Below are 16,525 nucleotides of genomic sequence, written 5' to 3'. Positions count from 1 at the left end.
CTGTTGTTCATGCTGCTTCCTTTGTGTGAGTTGTCAGTTCCGCATAGGCGGGATAATCGGTATAGCCTTGCTCGCCGCCGCCATACATCGTGGCCGGGTTGATCGCGTTGAGCGGCCAGCCGTTGGCGATGCGCAGCGGCAGATCGGGGTTGGCGATAAACGGCCGGCCAAAGGCGATCAGGTCGGCCAGCTGCGCTTCGACCAGGCGCGCGGCGCGCTCGGCCGTATAGCGGCCGGCGTAGACGATCAGGCCGCTGAAAGTGCGCCGTACGGCGCGCCGGAAATCTTCCGGCAGTTCGGGCGCGTTGTCCCAGTCCGCCTCGGCGATCGACAGGTAGCCGACGCCGGCCTGCTCCAGCACCTTGATCGCCTCGATATAAGTGGCGTGCGGATCGTCTTCCACCAGGCCGATATAGACCCGGTCCTGCTCGGTGCCGGCAAACAGCGGCGTGAAGCGCACGCCCAGCCGCCCGGGCCCGACCACGGCGGCCACCGCCGCGACGATCTCGCGCAGGAAGCGCAGGCGGTTCTGCAAGGAGCCGCCGTAGTCGTCGGTGCGCGCATTGGCGTGTGCCGAGATGAACTGGTTCACCAGGTAGCCATTGGCCGCATGGATCTCGACGCCATCGAAGCCGGCGTCGAGCGCGTTTTGCGCGGCCTGTGCGTACAGCGCCACCACCTCTTTCACTCCGGCCACGCTCAGGGCCTGCGGCACCGACGGCGCCACCAGCGTGCCGGCGCCGGGCGCGGTTTCAATAAAGGCCTTGGCCTGTTGCGCCGGGATCGCCGATGGTGCGATCGGTGCCGCGCCAGCGGGCTGCAGCGCCGTGTGCGAGACGCGCCCGACATGCCACAGCTGGGCGAAGATCACGCCGCCTTCGGCATGCACCGCCGCGGTGACCTTGCGCCAGCCGTCGATCTGTTCTTTGCTGTAGATGCCGGGAGTCCAGGCGTAGCCCTGGCCGCGCGGCTCGATCTGCGCGCCTTCGGTCACCATCAGGCCGGCGCCGGCGCGCTGGCTGTAATACGTGGCCATCAGTTCGGTGGGCAGATCGCCGGGCTGGGCCGCTCGCTGGCGTGTCAGCGGCGGCAGCATGATGCGGTTTTTCAGGGTGTGCCGGCCAAACGTGATCGGCGTCAGCAGTGCTGTATGGTTGCTCATGGTTTCGCTTTGTAAAAAATGGGGTGACTGCCGGCGCGCTCGCCTGAACGCGCCGGCCTGGCTGCTGGCTGCTTACGCGATTTGCTGCAGCAGCAGCGCGGCGGCGGCGGCCGACGAACCGGGATTCTGGCCCGTGATCAGCAAGCCGTCGCGCACCACGTAGGAAGCCCAGTCCGGTCCCTTCGAATAATCGCCGCCCAGTTTCCTGAGTTCGTCTTCGACCAGGAACGGCACCACGTCGGTCAAACCCACGCCTTCCTCTTCGGTATTGGTAAAGCCCGACACCTTCTTGCCTTCGACCAGCGGCCGGCCATCTGCCGCCTTGACGTGGCGCAGCACGCCCGGTGCGTGGCAGACCAGCGCCACCGGCTTGTTGGCGGCGACAAAGGCTTCGATCAGCGCGATCGAATGCCGGTCTTCGGCCAGGTCCCACAGCGGGCCGTGGCCGCCCGGGTAAAACACGGTGTCGAAGTCGGCCTGGTCGACGGTATCGAGGCGCACGGTGGAGGCCAGCTGCGCCGTCGCTGCCGCGTCGGCCTCGAAGCGGTGCGTCATTTCGGTCTGGAACGACGGTTCATTGCTTTTCGGGTCCAGTGGCGGCTGGCCGCCGGCCGGCGAGGCCAGCACGATGTCCATGCCGGCATCCTTGAACACGTAATACGGCGCGGCCAGCTCTTCCAGCCAGAAGCCGGTCTTGCGGCCGGTGTTGCCCAGCGTGTCATGCGAGGTCAGGACCATCAGTACTTTTTTCATGCTCATGTCTTTACTCCAAAGAAAGTTAAAAATTAAAAAATATTAGACTGGTCGTCTAAAAATAATGTAAAAAAAGCGGATCAAATGACATGCCCGGACTGCACTCCCTGACGCCGGGAAAGATGCCGCAGTTGGCGCGCCGTCGTCCTCATCTTGACGGCCAGGCACTGTGCATGGACACCACTATAGCAACGATTAGACCGGTCGTCTAGAGTATTCTCATTTTATTTATTTCGTCCTCAGCATGCCGTCGATGATGGTCACCGACCGTCCACAAATCCACGGCCCATCGGCATCATGGACCACGGTGACGCGGCCATCGCGGCCGATTGCCGTGCCCTGCCGCACGCGATAATCGTGGCCCGGCATCAAGCGGGCGATGCAGGCGTTGGCGCTGCCGGTGACCGGGTCTTCCAGCAGCACGCCATTCTCCACCGTGAAAGCGCGCACTTCCATATCGGCCGGGCCGCCCGCGGCATGGGCGCCGTAGATCGCCACGCCATTGCTGGCGCTGCGCCGCATCAGTTCGGCCAGCGCCACGGCATTCGGCACCACAGCCAGGCAGTCCGCCGCCGAGGCGAGGCGCATCACCAGCCAGCAGATGCCCATGTTGGCCACCACCGGAGGATGCCGCGCCGGCAAGCGATCGAGTCCGAGGGTGGCGTGCAGCAGCGGCAATAGTTCATTATCCATAGGGTCGAGCTGCGCCGGCGGCGCGCCAAATCCCAGCGCACCATTGGCGCCCATCCTTACCGGCACCAGGCCGATGCCGCACTGTTGCACCAGCACGCCGGGCGTTTTCGGCCGCAGCCCCACTTCCAGCAGCGCATGGGCCGTGCCCAGGGTGGGATGGCCGGCAAACGGAAATTCCTCCTGGGTCGTGAAAATGCGCACGCGGTAATCGGCGGCAGGGTCGGTGGCGGGCAGCACGAAGGTGGTTTCGGACAGGTTGGTCCAGCGGGCGATCGCTTGCATCTGCGCGTCCGAGAGTCCGTCGGCGTCGAGGATCACGGCCAACGGATTGCCTTTGAGCGGCACGGCGGTAAACACATCGATCTGTTTGAAGCGTCGGGTCATGTCATTCCTTGTTCTGCATGCGGGCATCGCTGCCGCCTGCTTGAGATGAAAGCGTAGCGAGATAAGCCAGCACCACGGCCTCGATCCGCGCGGCCAGCGGTAGCGGATCGACATGGCCACGGCGGCCAGCGGCGTCCGTCAGCGCGCTGATGATGGCGATCAACTCCGAGGCGGCCAGTTCCGGCGCCAGCATGGCATTCAAGTGGCCACCGCGCACGAAACCGGCCAGCGCCGCATGCATGGCGGCGCCATTGCCGGAGGCCGGCATCAGCGCCGACAAACGATGCTGCTCGAAATCGAGCAGCGCCGCCAAGGCGGGCCGGCGCAACTGGTGGCGCACGGCGACCGCGATCAGTTGGTGCAAGGCCGCACGCCGGTCCGCTTGCGCCAGCGCCTGCATCGCGTCACGCACCAGCTCGGTCCGCTCGCGTTCGATCAGCGCCACCGTCACCGCATCCTTGGTCGGAAAGTATTGATACAGCGAACCGATACTGACGCCGGCCCGTGCCGCGATCGCATTGGTGGTGTAGCCGTCCAGTCCATGCTGTTCCAGAATGTGAGCCGCCCCTTCGAGTATGGCCTCGACCGTATGCGCCGAACGCGGCTGGGACGGGGCCTTGCGCGGGTTCAGGCGCCGCGCACCGGCCGCTTTGGATTGCGAGTTGTTCATGTGAGCTAATGCTCATATTATTTTCCTTCCACGTCAAGCGAATTTTTGCGCTGGCAAACCGAGAAGAAAGCAACCATGAATACTGCAACTACACCCCATGCCGCGGACGATGACGCCAGCCTGCTGACGCTGGCCGTGGCCGCCGTCCAGTCGGCCGGCCTGGCCGTGCGCGCCCGCTTCCATGCCGACACCCGCCTTGGCAGCCGGCACGATATCGGCGCCATGATCGCCGCCAATGACGCCGTCTCGCTGGCCGTGTTGCGCCCGGCCCTGTCCGGCGCGCGCCCCGCTGCGCAATGGGCCGACGATGAAGGCGGCGGTGGATTGCTGCCCGCTGGCGAATGGTGGGTCGTCGATCCGGTCGAAGGCGCCATCAATCATATTCATGGCCTGCCGGACTGGGGCGTGACAGCGACTTTGGTGCGCGATAACGTAGCGGTGCTGACCGCCGTGCACTTGCCGATGTCCGCGGAAACCTATACCGCCCTGCGCGGCGGCGGCGCCTGGCTGAATGGCAAGCGGCTGCAGGTCTCGCTGAAAACCGCACTGAACGCCGCCATGGCCGGCACCGGCCAGGCCGTGCCCGATGAAGGCAGCGCCATCTGCGAGCGCATCGGCAACTCGGTCACCGCCATGCTGGCGGCGGCGCTGGTGGTGCGCGTGTCGGTACCGTCGACCTTGCAGCTGGTGCAGGTGGCGGCAGGCAGCCAGGATCTGTTCTGGCAAGTCAGCAACGTGCGCTCGGGTTTGCTGGCCGGCGCGCTGCTGGTCACCGAAGCGGGCGGCGAGGTCACCGACCTGGACGGTCAGCCGTGGCGGCTGGACAGCAGCGGCTTCCTGGCCAGCGCCCCGGCGCTGCTGGCGCCGGCCATTCAGGTGCTGTCCGGCGTCGCCGAGACTCATTCTTTGAAGGAACATCCATGAGACTCGCCATTTTTGGCGCTTCCGGCGCCACCGGCCGCCATCTGCTGCGACTGGCGCTGGACGCCGGTCATACGGTAACGGTATTGCTGCGCAGCGCCGACAGTGTATCCATCCAGCACCCTGCCCTGACGGCCATCGTCGGCCGGTTCGATCAACCCGCCATGGTGGAGTCGGTGGTGCAAGGCGCCGATGCGGTCATCAGCGTGCTGGGCGCGCGCAAAGGTGGCGCGCAGACCATCTGCAGCGACGCCATGCGCAGCATTGTGCCGGCGATGCAGGCGACAAACAGCGGCTGATTGCCCTCAGTGCCTATGGCGCATCGGAAACCCGCCACGCGTCGTGGTTCATCCGCTTCGTGAGATGGGTGATCGCAGACAAGATGCGTGACAAGGACGCCATGGAAGCGCTGGTGCGCAGCAGCGGCACCGGCTGGACCCTGGTGCGCCCGCCCGCGCTGACCAACGGCGAGGCGAGCGGACGCTATCGCAGCGGCATTGGCTTAACGCCAGGCATCACGGGACGGCTATCTCGCGCCGACCTGGCGGCGTTTATCCTGCGCACCGCCGAGAGCGGCGCTTTTATCGGCCAGGCGCCGGTCGTTTCCCTATAGAGCTTGCAGCGCGCCATGCGCCGCGATTTTACGCTTTAATAATGTGACGGAAATCGGCGATCCGGCGCCAGCGGCATTCACCTGAAAGGAAGCATCATGCACAAACAGATCATTGTCACCATGGCGGTCAGGGATCTCGACAAGTCCAGGGCCTTTTTCAGCGCGCTCGGCTATGCGTTCGAGCCGATGTTTTCCAATGAAGATGCCGCACTGATGGTGATCAGCGAAGGCAGCATCAACGCCATGCTGATGACGGCGCCGTTTTTCAGCTCTTTCCACACCAGGAAAATTGCCAATACGCAGGAAGCGGTGGAAATGTGGCTCTGCCTGAGCTGCGAAAGCCGCGAAGAGGTGGATCGCCTGGTGGCCAAAGCCGTCGCCCTTGGTGCCACCGCCACGGGCGAGCCGGACGACCACGGTTTCATGTACGGCCACGGCTTCACGGACCTCGATGGCCATGCCTGGCAGTTCACGCATATAGGCGGCACGCCAGCGCAGTGAATCGATGGACGAAAAAAAACCCGCATCGCTGCGGGTTTTTTCTTTACTGCATATTACTGGAGGCGAGGACGGGAATCGAACCCGTCTAAACGGCTTTGCAGGCCGCTGCATAACCTCTTTGCTACCTCGCCTGAGGAACTGCTGCAATGTGCTTTGTGGCACATCTGAAACTGGAGCGGGAGAAGAGTCTCGAACTCTCGACCTCAACCTTGGCAAGGTTGCGCTCTACCAACTGAGCTACTCCCGCATGGAGCTTTACTATTCACGCTGCGCCATCGAAGGCGGCGGATAAAAAAAGGAAGCCATCTGCGCTTCCCTTTAGAATTCTGGAGCGGGAGAAGAGTCTCGAACTCTCGACCTCAACCTTGGCAAGGTTGCGCTCTACCAACTGAGCTACTCCCGCATGGAGCTTCTATTTTCTGCTTACTACGCCGTATTACTATGTTTGCTGCATCCAGTTGCCACTGGAGCGGGAGAAGAGTCTCGAACTCTCGACCTCAACCTTGGCAAGGTTGCGCTCTACCAACTGAGCTACTCCCGCTTGGAGTCAACATTCTACTGCTTTTTGCTACCGTTTACAACTGCTGCCAGTTTTCACTGGAGCGGGAGAAGAGTCTCGAACTCTCGACCTCAACCTTGGCAAGGTTGCGCTCTACCAACTGAGCTACTCCCGCAGTGGACAACATTGTATCAGAAGCTCTACTACATCGCCAGTACTACTTTTTGCTGCAACTGCTGTTTTACCTATGACACGATCCAGAAAACTGGAGCGGGAGAAGAGTCTCGAACTCTCGACCTCAACCTTGGCAAGGTTGCGCTCTACCAACTGAGCTACTCCCGCGTCATCAACAACAGGCCAGCATTATAGATGTATTACAGAGGCTGTCAATGGAATTTTATCCATCCTCTTCAAGCCCGATCCTGACACCGCAAGCATGCAGACAGAACCGATTGAAGCCGCGAACTCCGGCAAAGGCCTCCCGGGCCAAGCGGGTCTGAAAAATGTCGAGGGCAAGGCGCAGCGACGCAGGCAGTACGCTAGTACGACAAGGAGCTGCAACGCCGCCATCGGCATTTTCTCAGGCCCGCGCCTCTGGCCCGCCCTTTCACGCCATTCACTACCGAGCTCAATGCAGATTGCCCGCCTTTTCTTTAATGAGTGGCCATGCCAGCCGCAGATAGTAAAACATCGACCACACCGTCAGCACGCAGGCGATCCACATCAGCTTTTCGCCCCACACATGGGTGTCGATGGCGCCGAAGATCACCTCGTGGTACAGCAGCAAGGGAATCGCCGTCATCTGCGCGGCCGTCTTGATCTTGCCGATCGAACTAACCGCCACCGATTTCGAGGCGCCGATCTGGGCCATCCATTCGCGCAGGGCCGAAATCGTGATTTCGCGGCCGATGATGATAAACGCCAGCACGGCATTGACGCGGTCCAGCTGCACCAGCACCAGCAAGGCGCCGGCCACCATCAGCTTGTCGGCGACCGGGTCGAGGAAAGCGCCAAAGGCCGAGGTCTGGTTCCAGCGGCGGGCCAGGAAGCCGTCGAACCAGTCGGTCACGGCGGCAACAATAAAGACCAGGGTGGCGACCAGGTTCTGGTCGCCATGCAGCAGCATCGACGGCGGCAGATAAAACACGCCGACGACCAGCGGGATCAGGGCCACGCGCAGCCAGGTCAGGAGGATGGGAATATTAAAAGGCATAGGAAAGCAATCGGCCGACGGGTAAATTGAATAAAGCACCAACAAAGCGCCACTAGTCTACATGGCACGCGGGTATTAGCCTAGTCCGGTTGCGGCGTAGCCGGACCAGGCCGAAATTACTAGTGCAGCTGCTTGTAGATTTCCTCCGCCAGCTGGGTCGAAATCCCCTCCACCGACATCAGGTCTTCCACGCTGGCGTCGACCACGCCGCGCAGGCCGCCAAAGCGTGACAGCAGCTTTTGCCTGCGCTTGGCGCCGATGCCTTCTATCTCTTCCAGGCGCGAGGTCTGGCGCGTCTTGGCGCGCTTGGCGCGCATGCCGGTAATTGCAAAACGGTGGGCCTCGTCGCGGATCTGCGCGATCAGCATCAGCGCCGCCGATTCCTTGCCCAGCTCCTGCGCCGCGCGGCCGTCGACAAACAGCAAGGTTTCCAGGCCGACTCGCCTGCCCTCGCCTTTCGCCACGCCGACGATCAGACTGATGTCCAGGCCCAGTTCGGCAAACACCTGGCGCGCCATTTCGATCTGCCCCTTGCCGCCGTCGATCAGCACCACGTCCGGCATCACGCCGTCGCCATTGGCCACCTTTTCATAACGGCGCATCAGCACTTGCCGCATCGCCGCATAATCGTCGCCGGGGGTAATATCATTGATGTTGTAGCGCCGGTATTCACCGTTCTGCATCGCATGATGGTGGAACACCACGCACGAGGCCTGCGTCGCTTCGCCCTGGGTGTGGCTGATGTCGAAGCATTCCACGCGGATGGTGTCGAGGTCTTCCGCTTCCAGACGCAGGGCGTCGGCCAGCGCGCGCGTGCGCGACTGCTGCGAACCCTGCTCGGACAACAGCCGCGCCAGCGAAATCTCGGCCCCTTTTTGCGCCAGTTCCAGCCACTGGCGGCGCTGGCCCTGCGGCTGGAAGATCAGGTTGATGCGGTGGCCGCACTGCTCCATCAGCGCCACCATCAGCGCCGGCTGGTCGAATTCGATATTCAGGATCAGGGTGCCGGGAATGAATTTTTCCGTGTAGTGCTGGGCCAGGAATGCGGCCAGCACTTCGACTTCGATCGGCTCCTCGGCAATCGCCGCGGCATCGCTGAGCTGGCTCGGAAAGTAAGCGCGGTCGCCCAGGTGGCGTCCGCCGCGCACCATCGCCAGGTTGACGCAGGCGCGCCCGCCCTGCACCAGCACGGCAATGATGTCGACATCGGCGTCGCCGGTGGTTTCCATGCTCTGCTGGTGCAGCACGCGCGACAGCGAATTGATCTGGTTGCGCACCACCACCGCCTGCTCGAATTTCAGCTCGGCCGCATAGGCGTGCATTTTCTTTTCCAGGTCGGCCATCACTTCGCTTTGCCGGCCGCGCAGGAAACGCGCCGCGTTTTCCACGTCGTTTTTATAGTCTTCCTTGCTGATCAGGTCGACGCACGGCGCACTGCAGCGGCCGATCTGGTGCAGCAAGCACGGCCGCGTGCGGTTGGCATACACGCTGTCTTCGCAGGTGCGGATCAGGAATACTTTCTGCAAGATCTGCATCGATTCCTTGACCGCCCAGGAACTGGGAAACGGCCCGAAATACTGGTTCTTCTTGTCCACCGAACCGCGGTAATACACCATGCGCGGCGCCTCGCCGCCGGTGATTTTCAGATACGGATAGGACTTGTCGTCGCGAAACAGGATGTTGTAGCGCGGCTGCAGCGCCTTGATCAGGTTGTTTTCCAGGATCAGGGCTTCCGCCTCGCTGTGCGTAACGGTGGTTTCCAGGCGCACGATGCGCTCGACCATCATGGCGATACGGGGGCTGGCCAGGTTTTTCTGGAAGTAGCTCGACACGCGCTTTTTCAGGTCGCGCGCCTTGCCCACGTACAGCACCTTGTCGCCGGCATCGAAGTAGCGATATACGCCAGGCAGGTTCGGCAGCCTGGCGACGGTGGCCAGCACTTGCGCGCGTGCGTCGGGTACGGGGACGACGGCGTTCAGATCGGGTATTGCTTCGGTCATTGCTGGCTCGGTTATTCTGGCGATTGTTCCACAATCACGAAAGCGACGGCGTACTCTTCCTCGTCGCTGATCGTCACTTGCGCGCTCAAACGGTGCTGTGCCATAAAGTCCGCCAGCACGCCGCTGCAGACGATCATCGGCTTGCCGCTCGGGTGATTGAGCATCTGCGCGGCGGGCCAGGTCATCGGCATGCGCAGGCCCAGGCCGATCGCCTTGGAAAAAGCTTCCTTGGCGGCAAAGCGCGTGGCCAGGAAGCGCACGCCGCGCACGGCGCTCCTCGCGCTGCGGGCGCGGAATTTTTCCAGTTCCTGCGGCCCCAGTATCTTCTTGGCAAAGCGCTCGCCATGGCGCGCGAGCGCCGCTTCGATGCGCGGTATCTTGCAGATATCGGTGCCTATGCCGTAAATCATTATTTGCCCGCCCGATGACCGACGCGTGTCGCAACCATGATGGCCTTCATTTCACGCACGGCGTTTTCCCAGCCGACAAACACGGCATGGGCCACGATGGCGTGGCCGATATTGAGTTCGGCGATATCGGGAATCGCGGCGATCGCCTGCACATTGGTGTAATGCAAACCGTGGCCCGCATTGACCTTCAAGCCACGGGTGGCGCCAAACAGCACGCCGGCCTTGATGCGTTCGAGTTCCGCCAGTTGCGCTTCACCTTCGGCATCCGCATAGCGGCCCGTATGCAGCTCGATCACGGGCGCGCCCATCTCGGCTGCGGCAGCGATCTGCGCCTCATCGGCATCGATAAACAGGCTGACGCGGATGCCCTCGCCTTGCAGTTGCTTGACGGCCGCCGACACTTCCTTGTAATAGCGCACCACGTCCAGGCCGCCTTCGGTGGTCACTTCGGTGCGTTTTTCCGGCACCAGGCAGACGTCCGCCGGCTTGATGCGGCAGGCAAAATCGACCATCTCGGCGGTGACGGCCGCTTCCAGGTTCATGCGCGTCAGCAGTTGCGGCGCGATGGCGATCACGTCGGCGTCCTTGATATGGCGGCGGTCTTCGCGCAAATGCAAGGTGATGCAATCGGCGCCGGCCTGTTCGGCCAGCAGGGCCGCGCGGATCGGGTCCGGATACTGCGTGCCGCGCGCATTGCGCAAGGTGGCCACGTGGTCGATATTGACGCCCAGGTCGATGACGGGGCCGGCTGGCTGCAAAAAGCTCATGGTAATTTTCCGTAATAACTGTGTAGGTTGAACATTACAACTGCATCAAATCGATCAGCATCTGGCGCGTGTTCAGGGTCGCGCCACCGAGCTGATGGGCCAGCAAAAAGCGCATCAAGGTCTTGCTTTGCGCCTGCGTGGCGGCATCGGCATAATCTTCGCACTCCATGTCGAGCAGGGTCTTGCCGGTAATGCGCGGCCAGGCGTCGCCGGCCTGCGCCGGACGCGGGCCGCGCTCTGGGTCGACCACATAGATCTGCCCCGCCTGCACCGGCTGGCGCGTGCCGGTGCAGCGCACCAGGTCGGCCGCCACGCCGGTTTCCTTCAACAGCGCGCGCTCGAACTTGCGCAGCACGATGGGCGCCGGTTCATTGTGCGCCAGTTGATTCAAGGTGGCAACGTAGTGGTCGAACAGGACCGGGTGCGGATCGTCGCGCGCCAGCAGTTTGACCAGCAATTCGTTCAGGTAGAAGCCGCACAGCAAGGCGGTCTTTTCCAGCGGCAGCATGCCGCCCACCCATTCGGCGCCCGTCAGGATGCGCAGCTCGGACTTGCCGGTCCAGCCCGCCTGCAGCGGCTGGAAGGTCTGCAGCACGCCGCGCAGTTGCGAATGGGGACGCTTGGCGCCCTTGGCGACCAGCGCGATGCGGCCATGGTCGCGCGTCAGCACATCGATGATCAGGCTGGTTTCTTTATGCGGGTAGCTGTGCAGCACGAAGGCGGGCTGGCCCGTGATGCGGCCATCGCGCCCGGGCGGGCGGCTGGCCGTGCGCCGGGGCGCTGGCGGGGATGGCACAGCGGCGCTCTGCAGCGGGACTGCCGGGACGGCGCCTGGCAGCGCTGGCGTGGTGGTGCTCATGCGTGTGGCGTCATCCCCTGGTATGGACTTACTCGTAGCCGTAGGCGCGCAGGCCCGCTTCGTTGTCGGCCCAGCCCGATTTGACCTTGACCCAGATTTCCAGGTAGACCGGGCCGCCGAACAGTTTTTCCATGTCCAGGCGGGCCTGGGTCGAGACTTCCTTCAGGCGCGCGCCCTTGTTGCCGATGATCATCGATTTATGCGTATCGCGCTCGACCAGGATGGCGGCAAACACGCGGCGCAGATCGCCTTCCTGCTCGAATTTCTCGATCAGCACGGTGCTGGTGTACGGCAGTTCGTCGCCGACAAAGCGGAACAGTTTTTCGCGCACGATTTCCGAGGCGAGGAATTTTTCGCTGCGGTCGGTGATGTCGTCCGGTCCGAAAATCGGCTGGTTTTCCGGCAGGAAGCGCTTGATCTCGTTCTGCAAGCCTTCCAGCTGGAAATGCAGCTTGGCCGAGACCGGCACGATGGCGGCGAAGTCGCGCATGGCGGCCACTTTTTGCGCGAACGGCAGCAGCACGGCCTTGTCCTTGACGCGGTCCGATTTGTTGATCACCAGGATGCACGGCACCTCTTTCGGCAGCAAGTCCATCACCTGCTGGTCGGCCGGGCCGAACGTGCCCGCCTCGATCACGTACAGGATCACGTCCGACGAGATCAGGGTATTGGTGACGGTCTTGTTGAGCGTCTTGTTCAGCGCGTTCGAGTGGCGCGTCTGGAAGCCGGGCGTGTCGACGTAGATGAACTGCGCGTCAGGCACGGTCTGGATGCCGGTGATGCGGTGGCGCGTGGTCTGCGCCTTGCGCGAGGTGATGCTGACCTTCGCGCCGATCAGCACGTTCATCAGGGTCGATTTGCCCACGTTCGGGCGGCCCACGATGGCGATATAGCCACAGCGGAAGTTGTCGGGCATTTTGGTGGCTGTCATGCGAGTGTCGATTTCTGTTGAGTGTGAGCGGCGACGGCGGCGTCGTCGCTCTGGATGGTGGCAATGCCGGCCAGCTTGAGCTGGGCGGCGCGCGGTTTGGGCTTGCGGTTGGCGGCGGGCGACTTCAGCAGTGCCTGCTCGGCCACCTCCAGCGCCAGTTTGGCGGCGGCTTGCTCACCGGCGCGGCGGCTTCCGCCACGACCGTAGACCTGGATATTCAATTTCGGCACCAGGCATTCGATCTCGAATTCCTGGCTGTGGGCGGCGCCGTGGGTGGCCACCACATTGTATTGTGGCAGCGAGATTTTTTTACTCTGCAAAAACTCCTGCAGCAGGGTCTTGGCATCCTTGCCCAGTGTCTGCGGATCGACCGAGTCGAGGATGGGAATATAAAAGGCGCGGATCACGGTGCTGGCGGCATCGAAACCGGTGTCGAGGAAAATGGCCCCCAGCAACGCTTCCAGGGTGTCGGCCAGGATCGACGGACGGCGGAAACCACCCGATTTCAGTTCGCCTTCGCCGAGGCGCAGGAACTGCGACAATTCCAGCTTTTGCGCGATTTCATACAGCGACTGCTGCTTGACGAGGTTGGCGCGCAGGCGCGACAGATCGCCCTCGTCGATGGCCTTGAAGCGCTCGTACAGGATGGACGCGACCACGCAGTTGAGTATCGAGTCGCCGAGGAATTCCAGCCGCTCATTATGCAAACTGCTGTGGCTACGATGCGTCAAGGCTTGCTGCAACAGGCCAGCATCCTGGAACGTATAGCCTAGACGGGTTTGCAATAGCTGAAGATTCATTGTTGGTTCTGTGTCATCTGATTGAGTCGGCATGCCGGCGCGGGTGTCGGGCGCACGGCATGCGGGGTTGGTCCCGAAGGACCCAAGCGGCTTAGTGGATGCCGCCCACGCGTTTCGGATTGCTGAAATTCATCCACACCAGGAAAGCCTTGCCGACGATATTCTCGTTCGGCACGAAACCCCAGTAGCGGCTGTCCGCGCTGTTGTCGCGGTTGTCGCCCATCATGAAATAATTTCCTGCTGGCACGACGCAAGTAAAGCCGTCTTCGTTGTAGTCGCAGGCATCCTTGTGCGGAAAGTCGGTGACCTGCCCCAGGTTCAGGGTCGGCGCCGGATCGTCGTTCAGGATGCGGTGGCTGACGCCCGTCAGGTTTTCTTCCAGCTGCTTGTGGTACACGGTGCTCTCGTCGTCGAGGTAGTCATCGAGCGGCGTGTAGCTGACCGGCTTGCCATTCACGGTCAAGCGCTTGTTGTCATAGGTGATTTTATCACCAGGCACACCGATCACGCGCTTGATGTAGTCCTGCGACATGTCCTTCGGATACTTGAACACCATCACGTCGCCGCGCTGCGGATCATTGACTTCAATGATGCGCTTGTTGACGATCGGCAAACGAATGCCATAGGTAAACTTGTTTACCAGGATCAGGTCGCCCACCAGCAAGGTCGGCACCATCGAGCTCGACGGGATCTTGAACGGCTCGTACAGGAAGGAGCGCAGGCAGAACACCATCGCAATCACCGGGAAGAAGCTACCCGAATACTCGACCCAGGTCGGCTGGCGCAGCAGCGCCGCTTCGATCGTGGCGCGGCTGCCGCCATGCTCGGACTTGATGCCTTCGGCGGCCAGCTTGGACTGGCGCGCGTCGAAATCAGCCAGTGCGCGGTCGGCCGCCAGGCGGCGCTGTTTCGACAAATAAAATACGTCCAGGCACCAGACAAAACCCGTGATGACCATCAGGACGAACAAAATCAGCGCGAAATTTCCTAAAATCACTTGCAGGTTCATGTGTTAGCCGTCCACTTGTAAGATTGCCAGGAAGGCTTCTTGTGGAATCTCCACGGAACCCACTTGCTTCATGCGCTTCTTGCCCGCCTTTTGCTTTTCCAGCAATTTTTTCTTGCGGCTGATATCGCCGCCATAGCACTTGGCCAGCACGTTCTTGCGCAGCGCTTTCACGTTCTCGCGCGAAATGATGTTGGCGCCGATGGTGGCTTGAATGGCCACGTCGAACATCTGGCGCGGGATCAGTTCGCGCATCTTGGCGGCCACCTGGCGGCCACGGTACTGGCTGTTCGAACGGTGCACGATAATGGCCAGCGCATCGACTTTTTCGCTGTTGATCAGCATGTCGACCTTGACCACGTCGGCGGCGCGGTATTCCTTGAACTCGTAATCCATCGAGGCATAGCCGCGCGAAGTCGATTTCAGGCGGTCGAAGAAGTCCAGCACGATCTCGGCCATCGGCATTTCATAGATCAGCTTGACCTGGCGACCGTGGTAGCTCATGTCCATCTGGATGCCGCGCTTGGCGATACACAGGGTGATCACCGAGCCGACATATTCCTGCGGCATATACAGGTTGACCGTGACGATAGGCTCGCGCACTTCCTCGATGCGCGAAGGGTCCGGCATCTTCGACGGATTGTCGACGTTGATCAGGGTACCGTCACGCTGGATCACTTCGTACACCACGGTCGGCGCGGTGGTGATCAGGTCCATGTCGAATTCGCGCTCGAGGCGCTCCTGCACGATTTCCATGTGCAGCAGGCCCAGGAAGCCGCAGCGGAAGCCGAAGCCCAGCGCCTGCGATACTTCCGGCTCGTACATCAGGGCGGCGTCGTTCAGTTTCAGTTTTTCCAGCGAGTCGCGCAGCGCATCGTACTGGTTCGCTTCGACCGGGAACAGGCCGGCAAACACCTGCGGCTGCACTTCCTTGAAGCCTGGCAATGGCTCGCTGGCGGGACGGCTGGCCAGGGTGACGGTATCGCCCACCTTGGCCGCTTTCAGTTCCTTGATGCCGGCGATGACGAAGCCCACCTGCCCTGCGGACAGTTGCGGCAACGATTGCGAGCGCGGCGAAAACACGCCGATATCTTCCACCAGCTGCACCGAATCGGTGGCCATCAGGCGGATCTTGTCTTTCGGTTTCAGGGTGCCGTTGACCACGCGCACCAGCATCACCACGCCCACATAGGCGTCGTACCAGGAGTCGACGATCAGCGCCTGCAACGGCGCGTCCGGATCACCCTTCGGTGGCGGCACCTTGACGATCAGTTGCTCCAGCACGTCGAGCACGCCAAAGCCGGTCTTGGCCGAGCAGTGGACCGCGTCGCCGGCGTCGATGCCGATCACGTCTTCGATTTCGGCAATCGCGTTCGGAGGATCGGCGTTCGGCAAGTCGATTTTATTCAGGACCGGCACCACTTCCACGCCCAGGTCCAGCGCCGTGTAGCAGTTGGCGACGGTCTGCGCTTCCACGCCTTGCGACGCGTCGACCACCAGCAGCGCGCCTTCGCAGGCGGACAGCGAGCGCGACACTTCATAACTGAAGTCGACGTGGCCCGGTGTATCGATCAGGTTCAGGTTGTAGATCTGGCCGTCGCGCGCCTTGTAGTGCAGGGCCGCCGTTTGCGCCTTGATGGTAATGCCGCGTTCGCGCTCCAGATCCATCGAATCGAGCACCTGCGCCTCCATCTCGCGGTCGGACAAGCCGCCGCACAATTGAATGATGCGGTCAGCCAGGGTCGATTTACCGTGGTCAATATGGGCGATGATGGAGAAATTGCGTATGTTATTCATTAACTAATATATGTGCGAGTGACAACACTGCTTTAACAGGAATCAAGGGGATCATGCCAGGGCCAAACAGGGCCAAAACCGGGCACCCCACTCATGATGAAAAAAGCGCTCCGGGCAGGACATTTGCATGTCCAGGCGAGCGCTTTTGAAGCGACATAAGCTGCTGCTGCGGACAGGAGCTTTTTCGACCTCCCCATTTTACCGGATTTCAGAGTAGAAAGCCCGTCTTTCAGCGGCCGCCTCCCGGGCAGCGATGTAAATCAGCCATTCAGTTCATGCCAGATGGCGGCGCACGGCGGCTTCATCAAGGAAATAATGGCAGAGCTCGGGTTGATCCAGGTCGCCGAACAGCACCGGCACCAGCTCGTCGAAACGCGCCAGCAGCGAGGGGTCGGGCGAAGTGTCGATATCGATCACCTCGACCGTGAAGGGCTTGACGGGGGTTTGCAACCGTTGCAGGGCGTCGAGCATGTCCTGGCATAGATGGCAATAACTGCGGGAGTAGAGGGTGAAGTGCATGGGAACTTGAATAACCCCAAGCAAAGA

16 protein-coding genes, 6 tRNA genes and 1 pseudogene are annotated in these 16,525 nt (G+C 61.9%); 3 read left to right on the top strand and 20 right to left on the bottom strand.

Annotation, left to right across the window (positions count from 1 at the left end):
* Positions 1-7 precede the first annotated feature (7 nt).
* From ACP7B7_RS05160 to ACP7B7_RS05145, 4 genes are all read right to left on the bottom strand, one after another.
* On the bottom strand, positions 8-1,162 hold the full coding sequence (locus ACP7B7_RS05160) for an alkene reductase (RefSeq protein WP_426075951.1): 1,155 nt from the start codon (positions 1,160-1,162) through the stop codon (positions 8-10).
* 72 nt (positions 1,163-1,234) lie between these two features.
* On the bottom strand, positions 1,235-1,915 hold the full coding sequence (locus ACP7B7_RS05155) for a type 1 glutamine amidotransferase domain-containing protein (protein WP_308925728.1): 681 nt from the start codon (positions 1,913-1,915) through the stop codon (positions 1,235-1,237).
* 228 nt (positions 1,916-2,143) lie between these two features.
* Complete coding sequence (locus ACP7B7_RS05150; RefSeq protein ID WP_426075950.1) at positions 2,144-2,992, bottom strand: PhzF family phenazine biosynthesis protein; 849 nt, start codon at positions 2,990-2,992, stop codon at positions 2,144-2,146.
* Between the two features lies 1 nt (position 2,993).
* Positions 2,994-3,662, bottom strand: coding sequence for a TetR/AcrR family transcriptional regulator (locus tag ACP7B7_RS05145; protein ID WP_426075949.1), 669 nt, complete (start codon positions 3,660-3,662; stop codon positions 2,994-2,996).
* 75 nt (positions 3,663-3,737) lie between these two features.
* Between ACP7B7_RS05145 and ACP7B7_RS05140 the strand changes: the two genes are divergently transcribed.
* From ACP7B7_RS05140 to ACP7B7_RS05130, 3 genes and pseudogenes are all read left to right on the top strand, one after another.
* Positions 3,738-4,586: an inositol monophosphatase family protein gene (locus ACP7B7_RS05140; RefSeq protein WP_426075948.1), complete on the top strand. Its 849-nt coding sequence runs from the start codon at positions 3,738-3,740 to the stop codon at positions 4,584-4,586.
* Positions 4,583-5,196, top strand: a pseudogene (locus ACP7B7_RS05135) (NAD(P)-dependent oxidoreductase). Before ACP7B7_RS05140 ends, ACP7B7_RS05135 begins: the two are co-directional and overlap by 4 nt.
* A 96-nt stretch (positions 5,197-5,292) precedes the next feature.
* Positions 5,293-5,697, top strand: coding sequence for a VOC family protein (locus ACP7B7_RS05130; protein ID WP_426075947.1), 405 nt, complete (start codon positions 5,293-5,295; stop codon positions 5,695-5,697).
* 57 nt (positions 5,698-5,754) lie between these two features.
* Here ACP7B7_RS05130 and ACP7B7_RS05125 read toward each other — a convergent pair.
* The 16 genes from ACP7B7_RS05125 to ACP7B7_RS05050 form a co-directional block, all read right to left on the bottom strand.
* Positions 5,755-5,828 (bottom strand) — tRNA-Cys (locus ACP7B7_RS05125).
* A 40-nt stretch (positions 5,829-5,868) separates the two neighbouring features.
* Positions 5,869-5,944: transfer RNA gene (locus ACP7B7_RS05120), tRNA-Gly, on the bottom strand.
* A gap of 80 nt (positions 5,945-6,024) precedes the next feature.
* Positions 6,025-6,100, bottom strand: a tRNA-Gly gene (locus ACP7B7_RS05115).
* A gap of 62 nt (positions 6,101-6,162) precedes the next feature.
* Positions 6,163-6,238, bottom strand: a tRNA-Gly gene (locus tag ACP7B7_RS05110).
* Between the two features lie 57 nt (positions 6,239-6,295).
* Positions 6,296-6,371: transfer RNA gene (locus ACP7B7_RS05105), tRNA-Gly, on the bottom strand.
* A gap of 91 nt (positions 6,372-6,462) precedes the next feature.
* Positions 6,463-6,538, bottom strand: a tRNA-Gly gene (locus ACP7B7_RS05100).
* Positions 6,539-6,824: 286 nt separating this feature from the next.
* A complete protein-coding gene (gene pgsA / locus ACP7B7_RS05095) occupies positions 6,825-7,409 on the bottom strand; it encodes a CDP-diacylglycerol--glycerol-3-phosphate 3-phosphatidyltransferase (protein WP_065306612.1) in 585 nt (194 codons plus the stop codon).
* Between the two features lie 119 nt (positions 7,410-7,528).
* Positions 7,529-9,409 carry an excinuclease ABC subunit UvrC gene (gene uvrC, locus ACP7B7_RS05090; protein WP_308925555.1) on the bottom strand — a complete coding sequence of 627 codons (1,881 nt, stop codon included), beginning with the start codon at positions 9,407-9,409 and terminating at the stop codon, positions 7,529-7,531.
* Between the two features lie 11 nt (positions 9,410-9,420).
* A complete protein-coding gene (acpS, locus tag ACP7B7_RS05085) occupies positions 9,421-9,819 on the bottom strand; it encodes a holo-ACP synthase (RefSeq protein ID WP_308925554.1) in 399 nt (132 codons plus the stop codon).
* Positions 9,819-10,586 carry a pyridoxine 5'-phosphate synthase gene (pdxJ, locus tag ACP7B7_RS05080; RefSeq protein WP_308925553.1) on the bottom strand — a complete coding sequence of 256 codons (768 nt, stop codon included), beginning with the start codon at positions 10,584-10,586 and terminating at the stop codon, positions 9,819-9,821. The genes acpS and pdxJ overlap by 1 nt, the downstream gene beginning before the upstream one ends.
* Before the next feature lie 34 nt (positions 10,587-10,620).
* The gene (gene recO / locus ACP7B7_RS05075) at positions 10,621-11,445 is read right to left on the bottom strand and encodes a DNA repair protein RecO (protein ID WP_308925552.1); all 825 of its coding nucleotides are present in this window, start codon (positions 11,443-11,445) and stop codon (positions 10,621-10,623) included.
* A gap of 28 nt (positions 11,446-11,473) precedes the next feature.
* Entirely contained in the window at positions 11,474-12,376 is a 903-nt protein-coding gene (gene era, locus ACP7B7_RS05070; protein ID WP_046683972.1) for a GTPase Era, read from the bottom strand.
* Entirely contained in the window at positions 12,373-13,176 is an 804-nt protein-coding gene (gene rnc / locus ACP7B7_RS05065; protein ID WP_308925551.1) for a ribonuclease III, read from the bottom strand. Before rnc ends, era begins: the two co-directional genes overlap by 4 nt.
* Before the next feature lie 91 nt (positions 13,177-13,267).
* Complete coding sequence (gene lepB / locus ACP7B7_RS05060; protein WP_308925550.1) at positions 13,268-14,185, bottom strand: signal peptidase I; 918 nt, start codon at positions 14,183-14,185, stop codon at positions 13,268-13,270.
* A gap of 3 nt (positions 14,186-14,188) precedes the next feature.
* The gene (gene lepA / locus ACP7B7_RS05055; protein WP_308925549.1) at positions 14,189-15,979 is read right to left on the bottom strand and encodes a translation elongation factor 4; all 1,791 of its coding nucleotides are present in this window, start codon (positions 15,977-15,979) and stop codon (positions 14,189-14,191) included.
* Positions 15,980-16,252: 273 nt separating this feature from the next.
* Entirely contained in the window at positions 16,253-16,498 is a 246-nt protein-coding gene (locus tag ACP7B7_RS05050; protein ID WP_426075946.1) for a glutaredoxin family protein, read from the bottom strand.
* Positions 16,499-16,525: the final 27 nt, after the last annotated feature.

The organism is Janthinobacterium sp. PSPC3-1 (assembly GCF_049896105.1).
In the GTDB taxonomy this organism is placed as follows: Bacteria; Pseudomonadota; Gammaproteobacteria; order Burkholderiales; family Burkholderiaceae_D; genus Janthinobacterium.
The sequence above is the reverse complement of the archived record's forward strand: the minus strand, read 5'-3'. Positions and strand labels throughout refer to the sequence as shown.